The following is a 24,705-nucleotide window of genomic DNA, read 5'->3' on the forward strand; positions in this document are numbered from 1 at the left end:
CGACAGCCTGGACGACAAGGGCTCTGCGCGACGATCACTGGCCCAGGCCGCGCTCCTCGCGCCGCACGCGGTTACCGTCGAGAGACGTCGGGTCGGTCTTCACGGAGCGACCCGGCGCGGACGTCGCGGACCGAGGCCTCGGAGGATCCATGCGCGCGGCAGTGGTGACGGCGTTCGACCAGGCGCCCCGAGCCCAGGAGGTCCCCGAGCCGGTGCCGGGCGACCAGGAGGAGGTCGTGGACGTCCTGGCGGTCGGGCTCCATCCGCGGGTGCGCTCGCAGGCGAGCGGGTCGCACTACACCTCCACGGGTGTGCTCCCGCTGGTCCCAGGGGTCGACGGTGTGGGACGCCGGGCGGACGGGTCGCTCGTGTACTTCGTGCTGCCGGTCACGACCACGCACGGCTCGATGGTCGAGCGCGTCGCGATCGACCCGCGGGGCAGCGTGGTCCTGCCGGACGACGCTGCCCCGGTGCGCGTGGCCGCAGCCATGAACCCGGCGCTGTCGTCGTGGGTCGCGCTGCGCCGACGGGCCGTGCTCGGCCCCGGTCGGGGGGTGATGATCCTGGGTGCCACGGGGACCGCGGGCCGGCTCGCGATCCAGGTCGCCAGGGCGCTGGGGGCAGGCACCGTCACGGCGGTCGGTCGGGACCCCCGTACGTTGGCGCTGCTGCCGGATCTGGGGGCCGATGTCGTCGTGCCGCTCGGCGGGGACCCGGAGGCGGTCGCGCTCGCCGTGGGGCAGGCCGCGGCCGACGTCGACGTGGTCCTCGACTACCTCTGGGGCGCGCCGACGCAAGGCCTGATCGGACCCGTCGTCGCGCACCGGACCGACCCCGCCCGGCGGCTCGACTGGGTCGAGATCGGCTCGGTGGCGGGACCGGACCTCACCCTGCCCTCGGCGGCTCTGCGCGCCGTGGACCTGCGTCTGCTGGGCAGCGGCCAGGGTTCGGTGCCGCCCGACGTCATGGTGGCCGAGTCCGGCGAGCTCGCACGCACGATCGACGCGCGCACGTTCGCCCTCGACGTGCAGACGGTCCCTCTCGACGAGGTCGAGCAGGTGTGGACGGCCCCCGCTGCGGCCGGTACCCGCGTCGTGGTCACCCCGCAGCGGTGAGACCCGCCGCGCCGGCGGCCGGGTGTGGGTTCTCCCGGAGGGTCAGCCCAGGTCGCAGAACACGTCGCCGTCGACGATCCCGAGCTCCGGGCCTGTCCACAGGCGCGAGAACGTCTCGGCGTCCGCGTGCACGGCGAAGATGACCCCGACGCCGAACTCGCCCTCGACGGTGCGGGTCACACCGAGCTGGTCGTACGCGGCGTCCTGGCAGCTCAGGGGCCACGCCGAGCCGTCGTAGCCGGCGGCGTCGACCTGCGCGGTGACCGGGTCCAGCGTCGCGTCGACGTCGTCGGTGGCGAGCGAGGCGGTGGCGAGCCAGACCACCGACAGCGGGTTCTGCTGGCCCGAGATCGCGGTCCCGAAGTCCATCGCGGCGGGCCACGCGGGATCGGACGGGGTGGGCGATGCGGTGGGCGACGGGGTGGGGGGCACCGCCGCGGCGGTGGGCAGAGGGGTGGCGGTCACGGGAGCCGGGGGCTCCGGAACGGGGTCGTCGGTGGTGCAGCCTGCGAGCGCGCCCACCACGAGCAGCGCCCCGGTCAGGGTCGGAACGAGCAGATTCATCCGAAGACCCTGCCACCGCCGGGCCGACGACGCACCCCGGGTGCGCGATCGGTCGGTCATGACGGCCCGGTCTCCTCGAGCAGGCGCAGCGCGGCACTGACCCGGGGGTTGCGGGCCGGATCTGCGTCGATGCCCAGCGCGGCGTAGGTCGCGTTGATGTGGTTCTGCACGGACTTCTCGGTGATCCCGAGCTCCTCGCCGATGCCCGCGTTGGACAGCCCGCGCGCGAGCAGGCGCAGCACCGCGTACTGCCGGTCGGTGAGCCGCGCGACCGACGAGCCCGCCCGGGGTGCCATCCGGTCGAGCAGCACCGGGTCGAGCGTGGTGCGTCCGGCCGCGGTCGAACGCACCGCCTGGACGAGCGCGTCGGTGCTGGTCGAGGACGTCTTCGACAGGTAGCTCCAGCCCGAGGCCACGTCGTCAGGCAGGTCGAGCAGCAGGTCCATGGCGTCGTGCGCGGAGAGCAGCAGGATGCCGAGGTCAGGCTGGCTGCGGCGCAGCGTGACGCCCAGCGCGATGCCGTTGCCGTCGGGCAGGTCGATGTCGAGCAGCGCCACGTCGACCGCGCCGGGGCGCAGCGCGCGCGTCGCGGCGGCGACGGTGCCGACGGCGGCGACCACCCGCAGTCCGGGGACGCCCATGAGCGTGAGCTCGAGCATCGACCGGAACAGCGGCTGGTCTTCGACGATCCCGACGCGGATCGGGTCCTGTGCGGTGCTGGTCATCGGCCCCAGTATCGTCGGCGCCACACCGTGTCGCGCGGAGCAGCGCCGCGACACACCCACGACGACAGGCGCCCCATGACGTCCACCACGACCTACCTCCCGCCCGAGGCCGAGGACCGGCGTGCGCTGCTGGTCGCGAGCGCGACGATCCTCACGGCGTTCGGCGTGGGGGCCGCGGTGCAGACGTCCTACGTGCTGTCGGTCGGGGCCTCGGGCCCGAGCACGGCCGGCCCGCGCCTGGTCGCGAACCTGGTGGGGGTCGCGGCGATGCTCGGGGCCCTTGCTGCGCTCCGGGTGCACGCCGACCGGCCGCGCTGGTTCATGTTGGGGCGGGCCGCGCTCGCGGCGCTGCTCGGTGCGGGGGCGCGGTCGCTCGCGCAGCGTGGCCTCGGGCTCTACGGCGCAGACACACCGGTGCAGACCATGGTGGTCGAGCTGGCGAGCGGGTTCGGCGTGGCGCTCGTGGCCGGGGGCATCGGGGTCGCGTTCATGATCTCGCGGCACGAGCTGCGCGCGCAGGTCCATGCGGCCGCCCAGGCCCGGGTGCAGATCGAGCTCGCGCTCGCGGCGCTGCAGAACGAGGAGGTCCGCGTGCGGCGCGAGGTCGCGGAGGGCCTGCACGGGAGCCTCCAGCAGCGGCTCGTGCTGCTCGTCGCGCGCATCGACAGCATCCTGGGGCACGTCCGGGAGGGCACCACGACGGAGGCCGACTTCGAGGCGCTGCGGGGGATCCGCGCCCAGCTCGAGGAGGTCCGCGAGGGTGACGTGCGCGAGACGAGCCGGATGCTGTACCCCGACGGCCTCGAGGTGGGCATGGTCCCCGCGATGCGTTCGCTGCTGGGGCGGATCCCGGCGGCGATCGGCACCCGGCTGGAGATCGCTCCCGAGGTGCGCCGCCTCGACGACCCCGTCTCGCCGCTGCTGACCCAGAGCGAACGGCTGCTCGCTGTGCGCGTCGTCGAGGAGGCGCTGACGAACGCGCTGCGCCACGGTGCTGCCGGGTCGCTGCACGTCCAGGTCGGGCTCGAGGGGCGCGTCCTCGTGGTGCGGGTCCACGACGACGGGTCGGGGTTCGACCCCGCGAACGCCGGACCACCCTCGGGGACGGCGCGTCTGCGCGACCGGCTCGTGCTGGTCGGCGGCGACCTGCGCGTGACCTCGGTCCCCGGGCAGGGCACGCAGGTCGAGGCGCGGGTGCCCGTGCAGGGCGACCCGGTGCCCGCGCGCTGACACCCCGAGGGCGTCCGGACGGGCGTCGAGAGGGTGTCGGGAGGGCGAGGAAGCGGGGCCGACCCGGGGTGGGTCCGGGGGTGAACCGGTCGTCACGGCAGAGATCGGATCTCCGGAACCTGCCGGTTCACGTGCAATGTCCGGGGTGAAAGAAACGGGCCTATCGGACCGGGCGGGTGCCAGCACCCAGGGCAGCGCGGAGGCGGTTCGCGGCCGCCGCATAGCGTCCCTCACGTCGCACGTCCCCCCTCTTTGCCCCTGGAGATCCCCATGGCCACCACGTCCTCGAAGCGCCGCAAGGTCGCCGCCATCTCGCTCGCCGTGCTCGGCGTCGCAGGCCTGTCGCTGGCGTCCGCCGCGACCCTCAACCTCAACGGCGGCACGCTGGCCGCCAACACCGTCGTGGTGGCGTCCTGCCAGCCCACGACCACCGCGATCAAGGTCGGCTTCGGCAACACGTTCAAGTCGAGCGCGGCGACCCCCGGGTACGACGTCTCGGGCGTGAGCCTGTCGGCCGTCGACGCCGCGTGCGCGGGCAAGTCCGTCAAGGCCGACCTCATCGACGCCGCCGGCGCCTCGCTCGGCCAGGTCACCGGCACCGCTGCCGCGGGCACGACCACGCTGAGCGCGCCTGCAGCAGGCATCTCCGCGACGGCCGTCGCCAAGATCTCGGTCGTCATCTCCGACTGACGCATCCGCGTCGTGCACCCGGGCGACCGGGTGCACGCCGACCACCGGGAGTCACCGTCTCCACGCACCTCGCGCCGCCCGCGGCGCCACCGACAGCCGACGAGCCACGCGCCCGTCGGCTGTCGGGCGTCGTGCGCACGGTGCGCGGGACTGTCGCCAACGTCGCGCTCGTCGCGTTCCTGCTCGGGGCCGTGTGGGCCCTGTGGCCCTCGAACCTCGGCGGCTGCACGACGCTCACGATCGTCTCGGGCCACTCGATGGAGCCGACGTACTACACGGGTGACCTGGTCGTCTCCCGCTGCGGTGAGGCCGGGGTGGGCGACGTGGTCGTCTACCGGCCCGCCCGCGAGAACGGCGGGCGGGTGATCCACCGGGTCGTGGGTGGCGACGCCGAGACCGGCTGGCGGATGAAGGGCGACAACAACGACTTCACCGACCCGTGGACCCCCACCGCCGACGAGGTGCTGGGGGTGGCCCGCCTGCACGTGCCGCACCTCGGAGCAGTCGCGGCGATCCTGCTCGCGCCGCTCACCTGGATGTCGGTGCTGGTCCTCGCGGCAGCCGTCCTGATGTGGCCCTCGCGGCGCGCCACGGCGGGGGACGACGCGCCCGACGAGACCGCGCCCGACGAGACCTCGACCGACGGGACCTCGCCCGACGACGCCGTGCTCGACGACGCCGTACCCGTCGGGGGCACCCGATGATCCGCCGACCCGTCGTCGTGGTGCTCGCCGCGCTGTGCGTCGTCGCGACGGTGCTGGGCCTGTCGACAGCCAGCGCCTCGACCCTCCCGCTCGCCCGCTCGCGCCTGACCGTCTTCGGTGCGGCCGACCGGTGCACGCCGGCCGTCGTCGCGGCCCCCGTGACGACCTCGGGGAGCACGTCGACCCAGGTGGTCCTCTCGGGTCTGAGGGCCGGGTGCGCGGGCAGAGCGGTGCAGCTGCGCCTGTGGGGCGCCGGGGGCGCGCTCGCCGCGACCGACACCACGGCCACGCTGCCGGCCGGGACGTCCGCGACCCTCACCGTCCCGACGTACACGGTCTCGGCCGTGCGCGGCGTCGCGCTCGCCATCGGCACCTGGGGGATCACGACCACGTGGGCCCCGCCCCTCCCGGCGGTCGGCTGCACGGTCCCGGCAGACCCGGCCAAGACCTGCACGGTCACGCAGGTCGGCAACGGGACCCAGTGGGGTACGCCGCTCACCGAGTACCTGCGCACGTTCCAGGTCACGACGACGTCGACCGACCCCGTCGTCTGGCAGCTCACCTTCAACCTGTCGGACACCTCGGTGTTCCCGTTCCTCGCGGGCCGCGTCTCCGACCAGCAGAACGGCCTGGTGCTGGTCGCCACGTCCTCGTGCAGCGCGAACCCCCGCACGGTCACGGTGCGGGGCACGGAGGGCTGGGGCGAGTACCACACGGTCGCGGCGGGCCAGGCGCGGGGTCTGGAGCTCCACGGGTACGCGTCGTCCGCCGGGAGCCCGAGCGCGCAGACCCTCCTCACCTGCCCCTGACCCTCATTCCCGGGGTCCCACCTGCCGATAGGCAGGACAGGTCGAAGGATCGGCCGTGGCGTCGCAGGAGGCGGGTGCCCCATGAGCTCTGGTCAGGCGCGTGCGCGTCGGACGGCTGCGGCCTGCCTCGCGCTCGGTGGGCTGCTCGGGCTCACGACCTCGACGGTCCAGGCCCTCGACGGCGGGTTCGAGGACACCCTGCTGGGTGCCCCGCTCGAGGAGTGCGGCGCGGCGGCGATCACGATCGGCTACGACGTGGAGTACGCGGCAGATCTCGGGGGCTATGCGGTGACCGGCGTCCGCCTGAGCGACGTGCCGGCCTCGTGCGCCGAGGTCGCGGTGCGGGTGGCGCTGACCGACCCGAGCGGTGCCGTGCTGGCCGACGTCCGCGCCGAGGGCACCGGGTCCGCCAGGTCGGCCCTGCTCGGCGTCCCCGTGGCGGCCACGCAGGTCGACTCGGTCTCGCTCGTGCTGGGGGACCTCCCCACCCGCTGACCCATGCGCCTGCGGGCGTGGCTCAGAGGGGTTCGACCGGCCCCAGGCCGGGGCGCTTCGCGACTCTCAGGTCGCCCGAGGACTGTCGTCGCAGCCGCCGGGTGGCCCACGGGTAGACGTACTCGCGCAGCCACTGCGCGTTGTCCCGTGCCTGCTGCAGACGCGGTGCGAGGGGGATCGGCGTGAGCGGGTCGTCCCAGTCGGCGTCGTCGGCGCCGAGCCCCAGGCTCTCGAGGGCGCCCTGCGCGACCCGCGTGTGCCCGTCGGTGGTCAGGTGGATGCGGTCCGGCGCCCACATCCGGAAGTCCCGCAGGACCCGCATGCCCCACAGGTCGAGCACGCTCGCGTCGTGCCGCCGGGCGATCGTCCAGATGTGCGCGTTGAACACCCCGGTGCGGCTGCGGGTGTGCCGCACGAGCGGGCTGTCGACCGTGTCCATGCCGGTGGCCAGCAGCACGTGCGCCCCGGTGCTGCGCACCTGCACGACCGCGTCCTCCAGGTCGCTGGCCATCCGGTCGACGTCGGCGGTCGGGCGCAGCATGTCGTTGCCACCGCCGATCAGGCTCACGAGGTCGGGGCGCTGCTCGAGCGCGAGCGGCAGCTGCTCGGTGAGGATCGGGCGCAGCAGGCGTCCGCGGATCGCGAGGTTCGCGTACTCGAGGGGTTCGTACCCGGCGGCGGTGCGTCGGGCGGACAGGTGCGCGGCCAGCATGTCGGCCCATCCGCGGCACGGGGCGTCCGCGTCGGGCTGGTCCCACAGGCCCTCGGTGAACGAGTCGCCGAGGGCCACGAAGCGGGTCCAGCGGGGGACCGTGGCTGTCGCGGCGGCGGTCTGGGCGTGCGCTGGGGTGACGTGGCTCACCCCCACAGTCTGCCGCCGCCCCGGGGGATCGCGCACGGTATCGGCCGTCGTCGGCAGGCCTACGGGAGGGTCCAGTCCACGGGCTCGGCGCCCTGCGCCACGAGCAGGTCGTTGACCGTCGAGAACGGCCGGGACCCGAAGAACCCCCGCCGGGCGGACAGCGGGCTCGGGTGCGCGCTCGCCACGACGGGCACGTCACCCAGCGCGGGGCGCAGCGTCTGCGCCTCTCGGCCCCACAGCACCGCGACGAGCGGCCCGCCGCGTTCGACGAGTGCCTCGATCGCCCGGTCCGTCACGGCCTCCCAGCCGTAGCCGCGGTGCGACGCCGGGGCACCGGCCCGCACCGTGAGCACCCGGTTGAGGAGCATGACGCCCTGCCGTGACCAGGGTGTCAGGTCTCCCGTGGTGGGCACCGGCACGCCGACGTCCGCGACGAGCTCGGTGTAGATGTTCGCGAGCGAGCGGGGCAACGGGCGCACGTGGGGCTGCACCGAGAACGACAGCCCCATCGGGTGACCCGGCGTCGGGTACGGGTCCTGGCCCACCACGAGCACCCGCACACCCGCGAGGGGCGCCTCGAACGCGCGCAGCACCACGTCGGCGTCGGGCAGGCAGACGTGGCCGGACGCGACGTCCGAGCGCACCCGGTCCGCGGCGGCGTGCAGCTGCGGCGCCACCGGTTCGAGGGCGCGCGCCCAGTCCGGGGCGACGCGCGCGGGGGGCCACGGGGCCGACGGCACAGGTTCCACGCCGCGAGGGTATCCGGCGGGCCACGCCTGAATGACACCCCTGTCATTCGCGCCTACGATGACCGGGTCGACCTCATGTCGACGAGTCTCGCGAGGAGGACGCATGGAGGCCACCGCCACCGTGGACCGGGTCGGCAGCACGGATGCCGAGCTGTCCGAGCGTGACCAGCAGGTGCTCGCGTTCGAGCGCCAGTGGTGGAAGTACGCGGGCGCCAAGGAGCAGGCGATCCGCGAGCTCTTCGACATGTCCGCCACGCGGTACTACCAGGTCCTCAACGCGCTGATCGACTCGCCCGCGGCCCTGGCCCACGATCCCATGCTCGTGAAGCGCCTGCGCCGCATGCGCTCGACCCGCCAGCGGGCCCGCACCGCACGCCGCCTCGGCTCAGACGGGTGACGATCGCCCCCGTCTCGGTGTCCGCCAGGGCCCGTCGGGCCCCGGTTGCCAGCGGCACCCGTTAGCCTGTCCGCCGTGACCAAGGGCAGATACCCGTACCCGGACGACGAGTTCGACGCCGTTGACGGGTCTGTCGGCCCGCGCGGGGTGCACCGCGCGCCGATCTCGCGATGGAGCCGCCTCTGGCCGTTCCTGCTGGTCATCGTGCTGTTCCCGGCCCTCGCCTTCGGCGTCGTGACGTACGTCTTCAACTGGGACGGCCTGGGTGCCGACAGCGGTGCCGGCAGCTCGCAGGACGCGTCGCAGGGCGTGGACGGCTCGGTCGACGACGAGAGCGGCGACGCGGCCGTTGACGAGGGCACCGACGCCGGCGCCACCGAGGGCACCGACGAGGGTGCGGCCGACGCGCCCGCCGCCGACGCGCCCGCCGCCGACGTCCCTGCGGCCGCGGTCGACAAGGCCCTGCCGGTCGACGTCCTCAACGCCGCGAAGGTGTCGGGACTCGCGGCGAAGGCCGGGGCCAAGCTCACCGCAGCGGGCTTCACGAACGTCACGCCGGACAACTACACGGGCGCCAAGACGACCACCTCGGGCGTCTACTACGCGACCGAGGACCAGCAGCCCACCGCCGCCGCGGCTGCCGCGGCCCTCGGCATCACCACCGTCGAGCTCTCCACCACGAAGGCCGCGGACGGCATCACGGTCGTGCTGGCCTCCGACTTCACCCTCTGAGCAGCCGCACCGACCCTGGACAAACCCTGGCAAGGGGCGCCATCCCGGGTCTAGGCTCGCCAACACCGCAGCGCCGGCGGGGTGCATGCGCGGAAGGCAAGGAGCGCGGAATGGCTCAGGGGACCGTCAAGTGGTTCAACGCGGAGAAGGGGTACGGGTTCATCACGCCGGTCAGCGGCGGACAGGACCTCTTCGTGCACTACAGCTCGATCCAGGCGGACGGCTACCGCTCGCTCGAGGAGGGGCAGCAGGTCGACTTCGAGGTCGGACAGGGGACGAAGGGGCCGCAGGCCGAGCAGGTCAAGCCCCTCTGAGGACGAACAGGTCGCCGCGAGGCGATGCGACCGAGGACCGTGCACCGGACGGTGCACGGTCCTCGGTCGTTCTGGGCGCCGTCGACGCGCCCGGTACGCCAGGATGTGTGCCGTGAGCTCCCATCGGTCGACCGAGGTCGACGCCGTGGTCATCGGCTCGGGACCGAACGGTCTCGCCGCCGCGGTGACCCTTGCCCGGGCGGGGCTCTCGGTGCAGGTGTTCGAGGCCGAGACGACGATCGGCGGTGGGGCGCGGACCCTCGACCTGGGTCTCGCCGAGGGCGTGGTGCACGACGTGTGCTCGGCCGTGCACCCCATGGCGGTGGCGTCACCGTTCCTGCGCCAGCTCGACCTGGCCGCGCGCGGCGTCGAGCTGCTCGAGCCCGAGGTCGAGTACGCCCAGCCGCTCGACGGCGGTCGCGCGGGGATCGCCTACCGGTCGGTCGAGCGCACAGCCGACGGGCTGGGGCGCGACGGCGCGGCCTGGCGCCGGCTGCTCGGTCCGCTCGCGGCCGACCGTGAAGGCCTCGTCGACGTCGCGCTGGGGGACCGGCGCAGCATCCCGCGCCACCTGCTCACGACGGCCCGCTACGGGCTCGGGGTGCTCGAGCAGGGCAGCCCCGCGTGGGGTCTGCGCTTCCGGGGCGTCGAGGCGCCCGCGCTGCTCACCGGCGTCGCGGCGCACACGATCACCCGCCTGCCGTCCCTTCCCGCGTCCGGTGCGGCGCTCATGCTCGCCGGGCTCGCGCACGGCGTGGGCTGGCCCATCCCGCGGGGCGGCAGCCAGTCGATCACCGACGCGCTCGTCGCCGATCTGCTCGCCCACGGCGGCACGGTCGCGACCGGGGCCGAGGTCACCGACCTCGGCGAGCTGCCCCGCGCCCGCGCCTACCTGTTCGACACGACCCCGCGCACGCTGGTGCGGGTGCTCGGTCGCCGGCTGCCCGAGCGCACGGCGCGGGCCTTCGCCCGCTACCGCTACGGCAACGCGGCCGCGAAGGTCGACTTCGTGCTCTCGGGGCCGGTGCCGTGGGTGCACCCGGAGGTGGGGCTCGCGGGCACCGTCCACGTGGGCGGCACACGCGAGGAGATGGCCCTGGCCGAGGCCGCCGTCGCGGCGGGGCGCCCGGCCGAGCGGCCCATGGTGCTGCTCAGCGACCCGGCCGTCGTGGACCCCGGTCGCGTGGGGCCCGGCGGGCTGCGCCCGGTGTGGACGTACGCCCACGTGCCCGCGGGCTCCACGCAGGACGTGACCGAGGCCGTCACGGCCCAGGTCGAGCGGTTCGCGCCGGGCTTCCGTGACCTCGTCGTCGCCTCGCGCGTGGTGCCCGCCGCGCAGATGGACGCGCACAACGCGAACTACCCGGGCGGTGACATCGCGGCGGGCGCTGTCACGCTCGGCCGGGTCCTCGTGGGCCCCCGTGCCGCGTGGGACCCGTTCGGCGGAGGGCTCCCGGGCGTGTACCTGTGCTCGGCCTCGGCCCCGCCCGGTCCGGGCGTGCACGGGCTCGGTGGCTGGTACGCGGCCCGCCGTGCGCTGCGCGCGCGGTTCGGGATCAGCCGGCTGCCGTCACTGGCCCCGGAGCGGCCCCGCGGCGCGTGACCCGGCGCCAGGCTCGCTGCACGGGCGGCACGATCCGTTCGAGGGGCATGAACGAGGCCCAGCAGACGACCGTGGGCAGGAAGTGGATGCCCAGGCTCAGGTAGGTCGCGAGGTGGAACAGCAGGAAGAAGCTGATCGCGACAGCGAGCCACCGCCCGCGCAGCCAGAACACCACGGGCGAGAGGATCTCGATCGTCAGCAGCCCCCACTGCGAGAGCCGCAGCACCCAGGGGTACTCGAGCGTCCAGGTGATGAGGTGCGAGCCGCGCCGCATGATCGCCCAGGTGAACACGGCCCCGTTGGCCCACGCCCAGGGGGAGCCGGTGCGGGAGATCTTGCTCGCGGCCGATCCGACGTACGTCGCGACCGTCGCCACCTGCACCGCCCGCACCGCCCAGCCCGCGGCCTCCGACGGGCGCAGGTCCGTGAAGCGCGCGCGGCCGACGGTCGGGAGCACGAGCGTGGCGACGATCAGCGCGAGGTGGTCGTGGGACACGTACGAGAAGCCCTGCGAGTTGACCATCCACGCCAGGAACGCGACGGCCACCACCCCGCCCGCGATCCTCGGCAGCAGGCCCGTGGCAGCCACGAGCGCGCCGACGACGATCGTCACGAGCAGGAACCAGCCGACCCCGGGGCTGGGCGTGGGGAAGGGCAGCACCCGGCCGATGAGCGTGGGCTGGTACAGGTCCGGGGCGTAGCCGTGCGGGATCACGTCGTTGGTCAGCGCGAGCACGTCGTACACGACGAACAGGTAGATCACGGCGCGCAGCACCGCGACGCGCGCGAGCGGCACCGGCGACGTCCACCAGCGCGCCACCGCGCCCCACGAGCGGCTGAGGTGGCCCGCAGGCCGGGCGGCCTCGGCCTCGGTCGCGCGCGAGGCCGTGCCGCTCACGGTTCCACCGTCCACGTCACGAGCTCCTTGCGGGTCGGGTCGCCGACGGGGCGTCCGTCGGCCAGGTCGCGGGTCGTGTGCACGACCGTCAGCTCGCGGTAGGCGGGCTCGTCGGGGTGCATCGCGGCGTGCGCGTCGGCGACCGACTGCAGCAGCGCCGGGTCGTCCAGGATCCGCCCCAGCTGGCCCTCGATCTCGGCCCGGCCGATCCCCACGCCGGTCTGGTTGAGCGGCACGCGCAGCGTCGTCCCCGACGCGTCGACGGCCTCGATCGAGATCGAGCTGACCGAGCCGTTCAGGTCGCGCCCTGTCGCGTACTGCGACAGCGACCCGAACGGGAACCAGTCGTTCGTGTCGACCACCTGGGCCGTCGCGAGGACGCCGAGCGCGGCCAACGCCGCCACGAGGCGCCATGTGCGCGACCGCCGGCCGAGCCGGATCGCGCCGGAGGGTTCGCTCGCCATGCGGGCACCCTACGCGGCGGAAGCACCCGGTACGGCCCGTTTGTCGAATCCCGCACGGCGTCCGGACGTTCTGCCCGGTGGCGGCGCCCGCCCCCGGACCCCGTCGCCTGCGGGGGGTGCGTCTTGCACTCGGGTGGGCCGAGTGCTAACCATTGACTTAGCACTCTCGGGTAGAGAGTGACAGAATGACGCGGTGCTCTCACAGGGAGCGCCGAGAACCACCGGCCGATCGGTGAGGTTCGCCCGACGTGCGGGACATGACCGCGCGGGAGGTGTTCCGTCCGTCGCGGGCGCCGTCCGGTCGAACATCGAGCCAAACGAAGGATCACAGCCCCATGGCCAAGATCATTGCCTTCAACGAGGAGGCCCGGCGCGGCATCGAGCGAGGGCTCAACATCCTCGCCGACACCGTCAAGGTGACCCTCGGCCCGAAGGGCCGCAACGTCGTGCTGGACAAGAAGTGGGGCGCCCCCACGATCACCAACGACGGTGTCTCGATCGCCAAGGAGATCGACCTCGAGGACCCGTTCGAGAAGATCGGTGCCGAGCTCGTCAAGGAGGTCGCCAAGAAGACGGACGACGTCGCCGGTGACGGCACGACGACCGCCACGGTGCTCGCCCAGGCGCTCGTGCGTGAGGGCCTGCGCAACGTCGCGGCCGGCGCGAACCCCATCGCCCTGAAGAAGGGCATCGAGAAGGCCGTCGAGGCCGTCACCGCTGCACTCCTGGCCCAGGCCAAGGAGGTCGAGACGAAGGAAGAGATCGCCGCCACGGCCGCGATCTCCGCCGGTGACGTCGCGATCGGCGAGCTCATCGCCGAGGCGCTCGACAAGGTCGGCAAGGAAGGCGTCATCACGGTCGAGGAGTCCAGCGCGCTGGGCCTCGAGCTCGAGCTGACCGAGGGCATGCGCTTCGACAAGGGCTACCTGTCGGCGTACTTCGTCACCGACGCCGAGCGCCAGGAGGCCGTCCTCGAGGACGCCTACGTGCTGCTCGTCGAGTCGAAGATCTCGAACGTCAAGGATCTGCTGCCGCTGCTGGAGAAGGTCATCCAGTCCGGCAAGCCGCTCTTCATCGTCGCCGAGGACGTCGAGGGCGAGGCCCTGGCCACGCTCGTCGTCAACAAGATCCGTGGCACGTTCAAGTCCGTCGCCGTCAAGGCCCCGGGCTTCGGCGACCGCCGCAAGGCGATGCTGCAGGACATGGCCATCCTCACGGGCGGCCAGGTCGTCTCCGAGACCGTCGGTCTCAAGCTCGACACGGTCGGCCTCGAGGTCCTGGGCCAGGCGCGCAAGATCGTCGTGACCAAGGACGAGACCACGATCGTCGAGGGTGCCGGCGAGGCCGACCAGATCGCCGGTCGCGTCGCGCAGATCCGTGCCGAGATCGAGAACTCGGACTCGGACTACGACCGTGAGAAGCTCCAGGAGCGCCTCGCGAAGCTGGCCGGCGGCGTCGCCGTCATCAAGGCCGGTGCCGCGACCGAGGTCGAGCTCAAGGAGCGCAAGCACCGCATCGAGGACGCCGTCCGCAACGCGAAGGCTGCCGTCGAGGAGGGCATCGTCGCCGGTGGTGGCGTCGCGCTCATCCAGGCCGGCAAGACGGCCTTCGAGACCCTCGTGCTCGAGGGCGACGAGGCGACCGGGGCGAACATCGTCCGCGTCGCGATCGACGCGCCGCTCAAGCAGATCGCGATCAACGCCGGTCTCGAGGGTGGCGTCGTGGCCGAGAAGGTCCGCAACCTCCCGACGGGTCACGGCCTCAACGCCGCGACCGGCGTGTACGAGGACCTCATGGCCGCGGGCGTCAACGACCCGGTCAAGGTGACGCGTTCGGCGCTGCAGAACGCGGCGTCCATCGCGGCCCTGTTCCTCACGACCGAGGCGGTCGTGGCGGACAAGCCCGAGAAGTCGGCACCTCAGGGTGGCGGCGACGGCGGCATGGGCGGCATGGACTTCTGATCGACTGATCCTCGGATCGGTCGACAGGGCGTCCGCGCTCCTGCACCACAGCTCCACAGCACGGCACGACGGGCCGGTCACCTTCGGGTGGCCGGCCCGTCGTCGTGAGGGGCGATCTACGCGGTCTACCGCAGGAACAGCCGGGAGGCCTGCTCCTCGGCGTCCGCGTACGTCCGGGCCGCGGCCTGGAGCGCCTGGGTCACGTGGTCGAGCGACTGCTCGACCCGCACCTGGGTGGCGGACCACTCGGCCATGACGCCCGCGAAGGCCGTCGCCGCTCCGCCGCGCCAGGCGCCCTGCAGCTCGGCGAGCTGGCGCTGCATGGCCGCGACCTCGCTGCGGACCGCCGCGGTGCGTGCCTGGACCGCGGCGGCTGCCTGCGCGACCTGCGCGCTGTCGACCTCGTACCTGCTCATGCGTCCTCCTCGTGTGTGGAGGACGGACGCTACGGATCGGGCGTCGGGGTGCCGGGCCCGTGGATGCGGCGCGGGGGACGCCCCCGACGACCGGGACGTTGTGGGTGCGCGGCGGTCAGTGCACGATCGCTGCGAGCTCCTTGTCGATCCGCTGCAGCTCGGCCGCGAGGTTCTGCCGCGCGGGCTCCTCCCACGCCGCCCCGAGCGGGCTCGCGAAGAGCTGGGGGCGGGTCAGCAGCCGGCCGATGATCACGAGCCGTGCCCGCAGGTAGTCCTCGACGGGCAGGTGCGCGTACTCGGCGCGGATGTCGTGCAGGTAGGCCTTGTAGCGCTGCGGCTCGGCGGCGAGCATCGCCAGGTCCGCGTCGCACAGCACCGCGGCGTCGAAGTCGCCCGGGTCGGCGACGTGCCGGGCCAGGGCGTTCACGAGCTGGTGGACACGACGGGCCGCCCGCTCGGGGACCCCGAGCGCGAGCAGCTCCTCGAGCGCGAGCCGGGCGCTGCCGACCTCGTCCTCACCGCCGCGGTTCGCGTACGCCGCTGCCTTCGCGGCGTCGAACACGGCGCCGTGGTACCAGGCCGCGAGCCGCACCAGGTCTGGCTCGTGGGTCTCCTCGGCGAGCTCGTCGACCCGGGCCAGCACGTCGACCAGGTGACGGAGGTTGTGGTACTGCCGACCAGGCGACGACCACCGGGCGACCAGCGCCTCGGCGACCTCGCGGAGCCTCTCGGGGGGAGCCGTCGCCCCGGCCTGCGTCATGCTGCGGACAAATGCGGTCATCAGCCACTGCGGTGCGTCGTGGACGCCCATGATCCTGCCCTCGCGGTGTCACGTTCGTACCTCGGACGGGCCATCGTAGCCCTCAGCCCTCCGCGGGCTCCCACACGTTCCCGGAAGTCACGCGGTCGTCCGGGACCGACGTCGAGAGCGGCAGCCTGACCTGCACCGTCGTCCCGCCGCCGGGGGTCTGTGAGATCGACACCACACCGCGGTGCGCCCCGACGATGGCGGCGACGATGGCCATGCCGAGGCCGGCGCCGCCGCTCGACGTCGCGCGCGTGCGGCTCGCGTCGACCCGGTAGAAGCGTTCGAACACGCGCGCCGCGTGCTCCGGGTCGATGCCCGGGCCGTGGTCGCGCACCTCGAGCACAGCGTCGTCGCCCTCGGTGCCGAGGACGAGCTCGACCGGGGTGCCGGCCGGGGTGTGCTGCACCACGTTGCCCACGAGGTTCGCGAGCACCTGGCGCAGGCGGGGCTCGTCACCGGTCACGGGGCACGAGTCGACGTCCTGCCCGTCGAGGCCCTCCATGCGCAGCCGGCGGGTCGGGTCGAGGGCGTGCAGGTCGCTCATCGCGTCGGCGACGAGGACCGCGAGGTCGACGTCGTCGGTGCGCAGCGGGCGGCCGTCGTCCATCCGGGCCAGCGTGAGCAGGTCCTCGACGAGCCCGCCCATGCGGCTCGCGGACTGCTCGATGCGGCGCATCGTGTCGTCGACCTGCTCGGGCTGCGTCAGGGCGCCCATGCGGTACAGCTCGCCGTAGCCGCGGATCGCGGCGAGGGGGGTGCGCAGCTCGTGCGAGGCGTCCGCGACGAAGCGGCGCATGCGGTGCTCGGACGCGGTGCGGTCCGCGAAGGCCTGCTCGATCTGGGTCAGCATGCTGTTGAGCGAGGCGCCGAGCCGGCCGACCTCGGTGCTCTCCGGGGCGGCGGGCACCCGCTGGGACAGGTCGCCCGCGGCGATGGCCGCGGCCGTGGACTCGATGTGGCGCAGCGGCCGCAGGGAGCGGCGCACGGCCCAGCCACCCACGAGCGCCCCGAGCGCGACGATGCCGATGCCGCTCAGCACGAGCACGAGCACGATGCGTCGCACCGTGCTCTCGATGTCGGCCAGCGGCAGGCTCACCGCCGCCGTCAGCGAGTAGCCCGTGACGTTCTGGAACGGGATCACGACGGTGCGCCACGACGAGCCGGCGCGCGAGCTGCCGACCGTGAACGGTTCGCCGTCGGCCGCGACGGCCTCGTCGACCGTCATCGACGGGAGCTGCGGCGTGCCGTACTCGGCGTACGTGGCCTCGCGGCCGGCGTCGACGCTCGTGCCGTCCCGGAGCGTGACCACGACCGAGTAGTCGCTCGGGAGCACCGACTGCTCGGACCGGTCGGTCCGCATGCGACCGAACAGCTGGTCGAGCCTGTCCTGCGCGAGCTCCTCTGCCTGCCGGGCCAGCTGCCGGTCGACCTGGTCCACGAGGTGGCGCTGGGTGAGCACCGCCGTGGTGGTCCCCGCGACCGCCAGCCCCGCCGCGAGCAGCACGGTGATGAGCCCGACCAGGCGGGCCCGCAGCGGCACGGTGGCCCACCACGCGCGCGGCCGTCGCCACGAGGGTCGGGTCGCGCTCATGTCCCGGTGGGCTGGCGCAGCAGGTAGCCGACCCCGCGCTTGGTGTGGATCAGCGGGGCGACCGGCTGGCCGTCGGGCGTGGTCACGTGGTCGATCTTGCGGCGCAGGTAGGAGATGTAGGACTCGACGATGTTGGCCTCGCCGCCCCAGTCGTACTGCCACACGTGGTCGAGGATCTGCGACTTCGACAGCACCCGGCCCGGGTTGAGCATGAGGTAGCGCAGCAGCTTGAACTCGGTGGGGGACAGCTCGATCACGTGGCCAGCGCGGCGCACCTCGTGGCTGTCCTCGTCGAGCTCGAGGTCCGCGTAGCGCAGCACCGAGCCCTCGAGCAGGTCGGACGGGCTCGTGCGACGCAGGATCGCGCGGATGCGCGCGACGACCTCCTCGAGGCTGAACGGCTTGGTGACGTAGTCGTCGCCGCCCACCGTGAGCCCCTGCACCTTGTCGGCCGTGTCGTCGCGCGCGGTGAGGAACAGCACGGGGACGTGCTGGCCCTTCTCGCGCAGCCGCCGGGTCACGGTGAAGCCGTCCATGTCGGGCAGCATCACGTCGAGCACCACGAGGTCGGGGTCGACGAGGCGTGCGAGGCGCAGCGCGCTCGCACCGTCGGCTGCGGCGTGCACCTCGAAGCCTGCGAAGCGCAACGACGTCGCGAGGAGCTCACGGATGTTCGGCTCGTCATCGACGACCAGGAGCCGGGCTTCCGGCTCGACGGACGCACCTGTCATGCCTCCAGTGTGCGCGCGGATCCTGGAAGTCCGCTGAGGGCGCGCTCGATGCCAGGTCAGAGCGGTGCGCGAGCCGGGCCGGTCGCCCGCCCGGGAGGGTGCGAGGCCGGTACGCGACGGGCTCGCGGTGGGGGTAGTTTTCTGGGCGTGAATCCTCAGGACCGTCCGTCCGCCGGCGCGCCCATCGTGACCGTCGTCCAGAGCTCGCCCGAGGTGGGGCTCGACCGTCTCGCCGGGTGGCTCCCGGGGCTCGACGTCCGCCTGGTGCGGGCCGACCTGGGCGAGGCGGTGCCCGCCGACGTGGCTGATGCCGGCGCGGGCCTGATCGTGCTGGGCGGGCCGATGTCCGCCTACGACGACGTGGTGGCCCCGTGGCTGCCCGCGACACGGGCGCTGCTCTCGGCCTCGGTGGATGCCGGTCTGCCCACGCTCGCGATCTGCTTGGGCGCCCAGCTGCTCGCGGTCGCGCGCGGCGGGCGCGTGCAGGTCGGTGCGCCCCCCGGGCACGAGGGCGGCGTGATCGACGTGCGGTGGCGGCCCGAGGCGACCGGGGACCGGCTGGTCGGCGCCCTCGCGGCCGACGCCGCGGCGCACGAGCGGCGCAGCACGCCGATGCCGAGCATGCACGCCGACGCGGTGGTCGAGCTGCCGGTGGGGGCTGTGTGGCTCGCGGCCTCGGCCACCTATCCGTACCAGGCGTACCGGGTCGGGTCGGCGTGGGGCGTGCAGTTCCACCCCGAGGCGGGCGCGCAGACGCTGCGGACATGGGCCGACCAGGTCGAGGGCCTCGACACCGAGGCCGCGCTCGAGGAGTTCGCGGACCGTGAGGCCGACATCACGCGAGCTGCGCGCGCGCTCGGCGAGAGCTTCGCGGCCGTGGTGCGCGAGCACTCGCACGGCTGACGTGCCGGTGGGGTGAGCGCGGTGCGCCCACCCCACCGTGAGGTCGGGGTGGGTGTCAGCCCTCGACCTGCGGGGTCACGGCCGTCGCCTCGATCTGGACCGACGGCGTCCCGGCCTTGAGCGCGGCGAGCCGCGCCTCGACCTCGAGCTCCTCGCCCGAGGCCTCGAGCTCGGCGAACTGGGCGTCGAGCGACGACGCCGCGAGCTCGGCCTGGCCCATCGCCATGGCCTCCTCGCGGCGCACCTTCTCCTCGAAGCGTGCGAGCTCGCTCGTCGGGTCGAGCACGTTGATCGAGCCGATGGCGGACTGCACCTGCTGCTGCGCCTGGGCCGACTTCTGCCGGGCCACGAGCGTGTCGCGGCGCTGCTTGAGCTGACCCAGCTTGTCCTTCATCTGGGCGAGGCCGGACTTGAGCTTCTCGACCGTCTCGCGCTGCGAGGCGATCATCGGCTCGGCCTGCTTGACCTCGCTCTCGGCGGTGATCTGCTTCTGGATCGCGACCTTCGCGAGGTTGTCGAACTTGTCGGCGTTGGCGCTGTCGCCCGCCGTGCGGTACTGGTCGGCGCGGGCGGACGCGGCGACGGCCTTGCTGCCCCACTCGCGCGCGGCCGAGACGTCGGCGTTGTAGTCCTGCTCGGCGAGGCGCAGGTTCCCGATGGTCTGCGCGATGGCCTTCTCGGCGTCCGCGATGCTGTTGGTGTAGTCGCGCACCAGCTGGTCCAGCATCTTCTGCGGGTCCTCGGCGCTGTCGATCAGCGAGTTGATGTTGGCCTTCGCGAGCTGGGTGATCCGGCCGATGATGCTCTGCTTCTCGGTCATGGGTGCTGGTGCCTCTCCGTGTCAGGGCGTGAAGGTGGTGAAGTCCGTCGGGTGATCGATGGCGGGGTGCGTGTCAGGAACCTGCGTCAGAAACCACCCCCGCGTCCGCCGCCACCGCCGCCACCGCCGAAGCCGCCACCGCGTCCGCCGCCGCCGAAGCCTCCGCCGCCGAAACCACCGCCGTGGCCCCCGCCCCCGAACCCGCCACCGCCGCGCAGGATCGAGTCGAGGATGATCCCGCCGAGCACCATGCCGCCGATGTCGGCGCCGCCACCCCGGCCGCCGCCACGAGGGCGGTTGCGGTCCTCGGCGGCCTGCACGTCCAACCGGGCCCGGTACTGGGCGTCCGCGGCGAAGCGTTCGGCCTGCTGGGCCGCGGCGAGCGCGGACGTCGGGTCGCTCGTGCGCTGGTCGTACGCCTGGCGGTAGAGCCGCTGAGCCTCGGCGAGCGACGTGCGGGCCTCGGGACCCACGGCCCCGCGCCGGGTCTCGACGAAGTCGGTCGTCGCACGGATCTGGGAGTCGAGCCGCCCCATCACGTCGTTCAGCATCGCGGCCGAGCGCCGGGCCGCCTCTTCGGCCTCACGCATCGGGGCCAGGGCCGCATCGAGCGCCGCCTCGGCCGCCGTGATGTCGCGCAGCGCCGCGAGCGGGTCGCCGCCGTGCTGGGCCGCACGGGCCTGCGCGATCGCCTGCTGGGCATCGGTCACCCGCGCGGCGACATCGGCTGCGCCGGGGGCCAGCCGCGCCGCGTCGGACACGTCCGACGAGATCGAGGCGATGGCGTGGTCGAGCCGGGAGCTCGCCGAGGCGAGGTCGGAGCCGGCCCGGTCCACGGCGTCGAGCAGCGTGGTGACCTGCCCGAGCGCGTTCTGCGCCGCGCGGCCGAACGCCACGGCCTGGGCCCGGTCGTCCGTCGTGAGCGCGGCGCGACCCTGGTCGATCGTGCGCCGCACGTCCGCGAGCAGCGCGTTCGCCTGGTCGGGGTTGGGCGAGACCGACGCGAGCGCCTCGGGCGGGTAGGTCTGCGCGAGCGACGCGAGCGTGGCGCGGGCAGGCTCGATGCGGCCCGTGAGCGCGTCGGCCGCGGCCGACTGCTCCTCGAGCATCTGCGGCGCGCGGGCCTGCAGGTCGCGCAGCTCGTCGAACTGGGCCTCCTGCGCGTCGAGCGCGGCCGCGGCCTGCTGGCACACGGTGAGGATGTGCAGGGCTGCCGCGCGCACCTGCGGCTCGGCGTCCCGACCCTCCGCGTCGAGCTGCGTCCGCGCGTGGAAGGCGTCGTTGACCTGCGCCTTCGCGGTGGCGAGCACCTGCGTGAACTCGCGGGTGGCCTCGGGGCCGAACTGGGCCTCGGCGAACCCGAGCTCCTGCTCGGAGGTGCGCAGCGCGTCGTCGAGCTCGACGAGCGCCGAGCTGGCCCGGCGGCGCAGCTCCTCGGTCGGCAGCGCCTCGAGCCCGCTCGCCCCCGGCGCGCCCACCGGCTTCGCGGTGCCCCGGCGGCGCACCGACGTCCACACCAGGATCCCGACGATGACGAGCAGGCCGATGAGCAGCACCGTGAGGAAGCCGCCGCCCGACGAGCTCCCCGGGCTCGTCATGCCGCCGTCCCCACCGGGCATCTGATCGCTGCTCCCGGCACCGGCCGCCGCCTGGATCTCCTGCGCGGCCGTGATCGCTGCCCCCGCCCAGTCGTCCGACCGGAGCCTGTCCTCGACCGACGCGGTGATCGAGTCGAGCTGGGACGAGCTCAGGCCAGGTACGACCTCGGGCGAGAGGACGTAGGAGCGGTCGTCGACCGCGACGGCGAGCATGAGGTCGTCGTCGCCGAGCCCTGACTGGGCGCGGGTCTCGTCCGACCACGCCACGCGGTCCTGCCCGCTGAACGTGGACACGTACACGACGTAGAGCTGGTACTGCGTCGACGAGGCCAGGTCGTCGAGCGCGGCCTGCACCTGGTCGACCTGGCCGCCGAGCGCCCCGACCTGGTCGGTCACCTCCCGCGTGACCTTCAGCGGCTCGGTGGCCGTCGCGGTCGAGGCCGGGACGAGCACAGCGAGCAGCCCGAGGACGAGCGCGGCGAGCGCCGCCCACCCCGTGCGTGCTCGAGGTGCGGTGGTCGGTGCCGTGCTGCGTCGGTGCACCCGACGATCCTCTCCCTGCGTCATGCCGGGTGCAACGACGGGCGCTGCCTGCGGGTTCCCGACGGGCGTGGCGCCGGTCACCCCGGCGCGGTCATGACGCCGCACCTCACCACGGTCCGAACGCCCACCCGGTGTCGTCGGCGACGATTCCTGGCCCGTTGAAGTGACCGGCGGGCTGCCCACGGGTGTTCAGCAGGTCGACCTCGAGGTGACCCTCCGCACCGGGCCGCACCGTGACGGTGAAGGTGTAGCGGTCATCTTCGGTGGCGGGAAGGGTCTCGGGCTCGACCGTGATCTCCGGCGTGGTCCCGACCATCCGGACCGAGCCGCTGTTGACGCGCATGCACAGGGTGAGGGCGGCGGCCGTGGCGAAGTCGTTGGGCGACTCGTCGTAGTCGGCGCCGACGCCGAGGCCTGGGTCGGCCCCGTCGCCTCTGTCGTCCCCGCCTGTGTCGGGACCGTGGTTGCACGCCGATGACGGACCGGCCGTCAGCGTCTGGCTCGAGGTGCCGTCCGGGTGGAGCGCGGCCTCGCCCCACGGCCCGAACACCCACCCGGTGTCGTCGGTGATGGTCTGCGGCCCGTTGAAGTAGACGGCCGGTTCCCCGCGATCGTTCAGCACCTCGACCTTGAGGTGCCCCTCCGCGCCGGGCTGCACCGTGACGGTGAAGGTGTGGCGGAGCTCCTCGGTGGCAGGAAGGGGCTCAGGGTCGACAACGATCTCCGGGACGCTCCCGAAGACGTGGACCGGGCTGCCGTGGGTGTACATGCACAGGGTGATGGGCACGGCCGTGGCGAAGTCGTTGTGCGACTCGTCGTAGTCGAAGCTGGCGCCGAGGCCCCCGTCGCCCGGGGTGTAGGCGTGGCTGCACCCGGAGGAGGAGCTCGTCGTCTGGTCCGGCGGCGCGGTCGCCGCCTGGCACCCGGCGACCAGCACGAGGGCGGCCGCGACGGCGGCGAGCAGGGGGCTCCGACCGGGCACGAGGTCACGATGGCAGACGTCTCCGACGCCTGTCCCGGTCACGGGCGCGCATCTCCCGGCAATCGGGTGACTTGTCGCGGATCTCCGGGTGCCGGCGCGGTTGCCGAGGTCGTCGCACGCGAGTTCGCCACGGTCGCCACGACCAACAACTGCTGGCGGCACCGACCGCCCGCCGCCCTCCGGGAACCGTCACTCGGTGCCCGGGTCGACCTCCGCGGTCTCGGGGGTGCCGTGCAGCGGTTCAATGGGCGATCCCGGCTCGGGGTCGAGGGGCACGCCGGTCGACAGGCCCAGGTCCTCGGCGTCCACGATCGTGTACGCGTAGCCCTGCTCGGCCAGGAAACGCTGGCGGTGCGCCGCGAAGTCCTGGTCGACCGTGTCCCGGGCCACGACCGTGTAGAAGTGCGCGGTGCGGCCGTCGCCCTTGGGGCGCAGCAGCCGACCGAGCCGCTGGGCCTCCTCCTGGCGCGAGCCGAACGACCCGGAGACCTGGATCGCGACGGACGCCTCGGGCAGGTCGATCGAGAAGTTCGCGACCTTCGAGACGACGAGCTTGGTGATCTCGCCCGCGCGGAACGCGTCGAACAGGCGCTGCCGCTCGGGGACGGTGGTCGCCCCCGTGATGACGTCTGCGTGGATGTGCTCGCCGAGCTCCTCGAGCTGGTCCAGGTACTGCCCGATCACGAGCGTGGGCTCGCCCTCGTGCTTGGCGACGAGCTGCTCGACGACCCGGTTCTTGCCCGGGGCGCTCGCCGCGAGGCGGTACTTGTCCTCGGGCTCGGCCGTCGCGTAGAGCATCCGGTCGCGCTCGGGGAGCGTCAGGCGCACCTCGACGCAGTCGGCGGGCGCGATGTAGCCCTGCTGCTCGATGTCCTTCCACGGCGCGTCGTAGCGCTTGGGGCCGATCAGGCTGAACACCTCGTCCTCGCGGCCGTCCTCCCGCACGAGCGTGGCGGTCAGGCCCAGACGGCGGCGGGCCTGCAGGTCGGCCGTCATGCGGAAGATCGGCGCGGGCAGCAGGTGCACCTCGTCGTAGAGCACCAGGCCCCAGTCGCGGGCGTCGAGCAGCTCGAGGTGGGTGTAGACGCCCTTCCGCTTGGTCGTGAGCACCTGGTACGTCGCGATCGTGACCGGGCGCACCTCCTTGCGCGACCCCGAGTACTCGCCGATCTCGTCTTCGGTGAGCGTGGTCCGCTTGATGAGCTCGTCACGCCACTGCCGTGCGCTCACCGTGTTCGTCACGAGGATCAGCGTGGTCGTCTGCGAGCGGGCCATCGCGGCCGCCCCGACGAGCGTCTTGCCCGCACCGCACGGCAGCACCACGACCCCCGATCCGCCGTGCCAGAACCCGTCGACCGCCTGCTCCTGGTAGGGGCGCAGCGACCAGCCGTCCTGCGTCAGGCTCATGGCGTGCGCCTCGCCGTCGACGTAGCCTGCGAGGTCCTCGGCGGGCCAGCCCAGCTTGAGGAGCACCTGCTTGAGGTGTCCGCGCTCGCTCGGGTGGACCACCACGTCGGTGTCGTCGAGCCGCTGCCCCACGAGGCCCGCGGTGCGCTTGGACCGCAGCACCTCGGCCATCACGGCGCGGTCGAGCGAGTGCAGGACGAGGCCGTGGACGGGGTCCTGGACGAGCTGCAGCCGCCCGTAGCGCGCCATCGTCTCGGCGATGTCGATGAGCAGCGCGTGCGGCACGGGGTAGCGCGAGTACTCGAGCAGCACGTTCACGACCTGCTCGGCGTCGTGCCCCGCGGCCCGCGCGTTCCACAGCCCGAGCGGCGTCAGCCGGTAGGTGTGCATGTGCTCGGGGGCGCGCTCGAGCTCGGCGAACGGGGCGATCGCGCGACGGCACGCGTCAGCCTGGTCGTGGTCGACCTCGAGCAGGAGGGACTTGTCGCTCTGCACGATCAGGGGGCCGTTCGTCATGCGGTGCCTTCCGGTAGATCACGTGGTCCGGACATGCTGACGAACGCCCGGGCGCTCGCCGATGTTCCGGGCCGGTGC

The 24,705-nt window shown here is 73.5% G+C and carries 26 protein-coding genes; 12 read left to right on the plus strand and 14 right to left on the minus strand.

Annotation, left to right across the window (positions count from 1 at the left end; genetic code table 11):
- The first annotated feature begins 149 nt into the window (after positions 1-149).
- Entirely contained in the window at positions 150-1,115 is a 966-nt protein-coding gene (locus tag ACGIF2_RS06950; protein ID WP_396044907.1) for a zinc-binding alcohol dehydrogenase family protein, read from the plus strand.
- A gap of 42 nt (positions 1,116-1,157) precedes the next feature.
- Here ACGIF2_RS06950 and ACGIF2_RS06955 read toward each other — a convergent pair whose 3' ends face one another.
- Both ACGIF2_RS06955 and ACGIF2_RS06960 read right to left on the minus strand, forming a co-directional pair.
- The gene (locus ACGIF2_RS06955; RefSeq protein WP_396044909.1) at positions 1,158-1,679 is read right to left on the minus strand and encodes a hypothetical protein; all 522 of its coding nucleotides are present in this window, start codon (positions 1,677-1,679) and stop codon (positions 1,158-1,160) included.
- Positions 1,680-1,735: 56 nt separating this feature from the next.
- The gene (locus tag ACGIF2_RS06960) at positions 1,736-2,404 is read right to left on the minus strand and encodes a response regulator (RefSeq protein ID WP_396044911.1); all 669 of its coding nucleotides are present in this window, start codon (positions 2,402-2,404) and stop codon (positions 1,736-1,738) included.
- Between the two features lie 75 nt (positions 2,405-2,479).
- Here ACGIF2_RS06960 and ACGIF2_RS06965 point away from each other — a divergent pair, with 75 nt between their 5' ends.
- From ACGIF2_RS06965 to ACGIF2_RS06985, 5 genes are all read left to right on the plus strand, one after another.
- The gene (locus ACGIF2_RS06965) at positions 2,480-3,634 is read left to right on the plus strand and encodes a sensor histidine kinase (RefSeq protein WP_396044913.1); all 1,155 of its coding nucleotides are present in this window, start codon (positions 2,480-2,482) and stop codon (positions 3,632-3,634) included.
- Positions 3,635-3,904: 270 nt separating this feature from the next.
- Positions 3,905-4,324, plus strand: a complete 420-nt coding sequence (locus ACGIF2_RS06970) for a hypothetical protein (RefSeq protein ID WP_396044915.1) — start codon at positions 3,905-3,907, stop codon at positions 4,322-4,324.
- Positions 4,325-4,464: 140 nt separating this feature from the next.
- Entirely contained in the window at positions 4,465-5,028 is a 564-nt protein-coding gene (locus ACGIF2_RS06975; protein WP_396044917.1) for a signal peptidase I, read from the plus strand.
- Complete coding sequence (locus tag ACGIF2_RS06980) at positions 5,025-5,837, plus strand: hypothetical protein (RefSeq protein ID WP_396044919.1); 813 nt, start codon at positions 5,025-5,027, stop codon at positions 5,835-5,837. Before ACGIF2_RS06975 ends, ACGIF2_RS06980 begins: the two co-directional genes overlap by 4 nt.
- An 81-nt stretch (positions 5,838-5,918) precedes the next feature.
- Positions 5,919-6,332, plus strand: a complete 414-nt coding sequence (locus tag ACGIF2_RS06985) for a hypothetical protein (protein WP_396044921.1) — start codon at positions 5,919-5,921, stop codon at positions 6,330-6,332.
- A 22-nt stretch (positions 6,333-6,354) separates the two neighbouring features.
- Here ACGIF2_RS06985 and ACGIF2_RS06990 read toward each other — a convergent pair whose 3' ends face one another.
- Positions 6,355-7,194, minus strand: coding sequence for an SGNH/GDSL hydrolase family protein (locus tag ACGIF2_RS06990; protein WP_396044923.1), 840 nt, complete (start codon positions 7,192-7,194; stop codon positions 6,355-6,357).
- A gap of 59 nt (positions 7,195-7,253) precedes the next feature.
- Complete coding sequence (locus ACGIF2_RS06995) at positions 7,254-7,943, minus strand: uracil-DNA glycosylase (protein ID WP_396044925.1); 690 nt, start codon at positions 7,941-7,943, stop codon at positions 7,254-7,256.
- Between the two features lie 103 nt (positions 7,944-8,046).
- Between ACGIF2_RS06995 and ACGIF2_RS07000 the strand changes: the two genes are divergently transcribed.
- The 4 genes from ACGIF2_RS07000 to ACGIF2_RS07015 all read left to right on the plus strand — a co-directional run bounded on the left by ACGIF2_RS07000 (position 8,047) and on the right by ACGIF2_RS07015 (position 10,989).
- Positions 8,047-8,340: a DUF3263 domain-containing protein gene (locus tag ACGIF2_RS07000; RefSeq protein WP_396044927.1), complete on the plus strand. Its 294-nt coding sequence runs from the start codon at positions 8,047-8,049 to the stop codon at positions 8,338-8,340.
- Positions 8,341-8,415: 75 nt separating this feature from the next.
- Positions 8,416-9,072, plus strand: coding sequence for a LytR C-terminal domain-containing protein (locus ACGIF2_RS07005; protein WP_396044929.1), 657 nt, complete (start codon positions 8,416-8,418; stop codon positions 9,070-9,072).
- A 110-nt stretch (positions 9,073-9,182) separates the two neighbouring features.
- Positions 9,183-9,386, plus strand: coding sequence for a cold-shock protein (locus ACGIF2_RS07010; protein WP_396044931.1), 204 nt, complete (start codon positions 9,183-9,185; stop codon positions 9,384-9,386).
- Positions 9,387-9,498: 112 nt separating this feature from the next.
- On the plus strand, positions 9,499-10,989 hold the full coding sequence (locus ACGIF2_RS07015; protein WP_396044933.1) for a phytoene desaturase family protein: 1,491 nt from the start codon (positions 9,499-9,501) through the stop codon (positions 10,987-10,989).
- Here ACGIF2_RS07015 and ACGIF2_RS07020 read toward each other — a convergent pair.
- Positions 10,943-11,887 carry a hypothetical protein gene (locus ACGIF2_RS07020; RefSeq protein ID WP_396044935.1) on the minus strand — a complete coding sequence of 315 codons (945 nt, stop codon included), beginning with the start codon at positions 11,885-11,887 and terminating at the stop codon, positions 10,943-10,945. The two genes, ACGIF2_RS07015 and ACGIF2_RS07020, sit on opposite strands and share 47 nt — an antisense overlap.
- Complete coding sequence (locus ACGIF2_RS07025) at positions 11,884-12,351, minus strand: hypothetical protein (RefSeq protein WP_396044937.1); 468 nt, start codon at positions 12,349-12,351, stop codon at positions 11,884-11,886. Before ACGIF2_RS07025 ends, ACGIF2_RS07020 begins: the two co-directional genes overlap by 4 nt.
- A gap of 335 nt (positions 12,352-12,686) precedes the next feature.
- Between ACGIF2_RS07025 and groL the strand changes: the two genes are divergently transcribed.
- The gene (gene groL, locus ACGIF2_RS07030; RefSeq protein WP_396044939.1) at positions 12,687-14,312 is read left to right on the plus strand and encodes a chaperonin GroEL; all 1,626 of its coding nucleotides are present in this window, start codon (positions 12,687-12,689) and stop codon (positions 14,310-14,312) included.
- A gap of 125 nt (positions 14,313-14,437) precedes the next feature.
- On the opposite strand, the gene ACGIF2_RS07035 is transcribed toward groL, so the two are convergent.
- The 4 genes from ACGIF2_RS07035 to ACGIF2_RS07050 all read right to left on the minus strand — a co-directional run bounded on the left by ACGIF2_RS07035 (position 14,438) and on the right by ACGIF2_RS07050 (position 17,858).
- Positions 14,438-14,728, minus strand: a complete 291-nt coding sequence (locus ACGIF2_RS07035) for a WXG100 family type VII secretion target (RefSeq protein ID WP_396044941.1) — start codon at positions 14,726-14,728, stop codon at positions 14,438-14,440.
- Positions 14,729-14,843: 115 nt separating this feature from the next.
- Positions 14,844-15,539: a hypothetical protein gene (locus ACGIF2_RS07040; RefSeq protein ID WP_396044943.1), complete on the minus strand. Its 696-nt coding sequence runs from the start codon at positions 15,537-15,539 to the stop codon at positions 14,844-14,846.
- 52 nt (positions 15,540-15,591) lie between these two features.
- Positions 15,592-17,127 carry a sensor histidine kinase gene (locus ACGIF2_RS07045; protein WP_396044945.1) on the minus strand — a complete coding sequence of 512 codons (1,536 nt, stop codon included), beginning with the start codon at positions 17,125-17,127 and terminating at the stop codon, positions 15,592-15,594.
- A complete protein-coding gene (locus ACGIF2_RS07050) occupies positions 17,124-17,858 on the minus strand; it encodes a response regulator transcription factor (RefSeq protein WP_396044947.1) in 735 nt (244 codons plus the stop codon). Before ACGIF2_RS07050 ends, ACGIF2_RS07045 begins: the two co-directional genes overlap by 4 nt.
- A gap of 147 nt (positions 17,859-18,005) precedes the next feature.
- On the opposite strand from ACGIF2_RS07050, the gene ACGIF2_RS07055 reads away from it, so the two are divergent.
- Positions 18,006-18,761, plus strand: coding sequence for a type 1 glutamine amidotransferase (locus tag ACGIF2_RS07055; RefSeq protein WP_396044949.1), 756 nt, complete (start codon positions 18,006-18,008; stop codon positions 18,759-18,761).
- 55 nt (positions 18,762-18,816) lie between these two features.
- Here ACGIF2_RS07055 and ACGIF2_RS07060 read toward each other — a convergent pair whose 3' ends face one another.
- The 4 genes from ACGIF2_RS07060 to ACGIF2_RS07075 form a co-directional block, all read right to left on the minus strand.
- Entirely contained in the window at positions 18,817-19,581 is a 765-nt protein-coding gene (locus ACGIF2_RS07060) for a PspA/IM30 family protein (RefSeq protein ID WP_396044951.1), read from the minus strand.
- An 86-nt stretch (positions 19,582-19,667) separates the two neighbouring features.
- Positions 19,668-21,722, minus strand: a complete 2,055-nt coding sequence (locus tag ACGIF2_RS07065) for a TPM domain-containing protein (protein ID WP_396044953.1) — start codon at positions 21,720-21,722, stop codon at positions 19,668-19,670.
- A gap of 106 nt (positions 21,723-21,828) precedes the next feature.
- Positions 21,829-22,704, minus strand: a complete 876-nt coding sequence (locus tag ACGIF2_RS07070; protein WP_396044955.1) for a hypothetical protein — start codon at positions 22,702-22,704, stop codon at positions 21,829-21,831.
- Positions 22,705-22,893: 189 nt separating this feature from the next.
- Positions 22,894-24,627: a DNA repair helicase XPB gene (locus tag ACGIF2_RS07075; protein ID WP_396044957.1), complete on the minus strand. Its 1,734-nt coding sequence runs from the start codon at positions 24,625-24,627 to the stop codon at positions 22,894-22,896.
- Positions 24,628-24,705: the final 78 nt, after the last annotated feature.

It is taken from the genome of Cellulomonas sp. P22 (assembly GCF_044392165.1).

Bases quoted from the DNA above. Each gene is read 5' to 3' on its own strand.
- ACGIF2_RS06950 (WP_396044907.1), top strand. From the start codon at position 150: ATGCGCGCGGCAGTGGTGACGGCGTTCGACCAGGCGCCCCGAGCCCAG.
- ACGIF2_RS06955 (WP_396044909.1), bottom strand. From the start codon at position 1,679: ATGAATCTGCTCGTTCCGACCCTGACCGGGGCGCTGCTCGTGGTGGGC.
- ACGIF2_RS06960 (WP_396044911.1), bottom strand. From the start codon at position 2,404: ATGACCAGCACCGCACAGGACCCGATCCGCGTCGGGATCGTCGAAGAC.
- ACGIF2_RS06965 (WP_396044913.1), top strand. From the start codon at position 2,480: ATGACGTCCACCACGACCTACCTCCCGCCCGAGGCCGAGGACCGGCGT.
- ACGIF2_RS06970 (WP_396044915.1), top strand. From the start codon at position 3,905: ATGGCCACCACGTCCTCGAAGCGCCGCAAGGTCGCCGCCATCTCGCTC.
- ACGIF2_RS06980 (WP_396044919.1), top strand. From the start codon at position 5,025: ATGATCCGCCGACCCGTCGTCGTGGTGCTCGCCGCGCTGTGCGTCGTC.
- ACGIF2_RS06985 (WP_396044921.1), top strand. From the start codon at position 5,919: ATGAGCTCTGGTCAGGCGCGTGCGCGTCGGACGGCTGCGGCCTGCCTC.
- ACGIF2_RS07000 (WP_396044927.1), top strand. From the start codon at position 8,047: ATGGAGGCCACCGCCACCGTGGACCGGGTCGGCAGCACGGATGCCGAG.
- ACGIF2_RS07010 (WP_396044931.1), top strand. From the start codon at position 9,183: ATGGCTCAGGGGACCGTCAAGTGGTTCAACGCGGAGAAGGGGTACGGG.
- ACGIF2_RS07025 (WP_396044937.1), bottom strand. From the start codon at position 12,351: ATGGCGAGCGAACCCTCCGGCGCGATCCGGCTCGGCCGGCGGTCGCGC.
- groL (WP_396044939.1), top strand. From the start codon at position 12,687: ATGGCCAAGATCATTGCCTTCAACGAGGAGGCCCGGCGCGGCATCGAG.
- ACGIF2_RS07035 (WP_396044941.1), bottom strand. From the start codon at position 14,728: ATGAGCAGGTACGAGGTCGACAGCGCGCAGGTCGCGCAGGCAGCCGCC.
- ACGIF2_RS07040 (WP_396044943.1), bottom strand. From the start codon at position 15,539: ATGGGCGTCCACGACGCACCGCAGTGGCTGATGACCGCATTTGTCCGC.
- ACGIF2_RS07045 (WP_396044945.1), bottom strand. From the start codon at position 17,127: ATGAGCGCGACCCGACCCTCGTGGCGACGGCCGCGCGCGTGGTGGGCC.
- ACGIF2_RS07050 (WP_396044947.1), bottom strand. From the start codon at position 17,858: ATGACAGGTGCGTCCGTCGAGCCGGAAGCCCGGCTCCTGGTCGTCGAT.
- ACGIF2_RS07060 (WP_396044951.1), bottom strand. From the start codon at position 19,581: ATGACCGAGAAGCAGAGCATCATCGGCCGGATCACCCAGCTCGCGAAG.
- ACGIF2_RS07075 (WP_396044957.1), bottom strand. From the start codon at position 24,627: ATGACGAACGGCCCCCTGATCGTGCAGAGCGACAAGTCCCTCCTGCTC.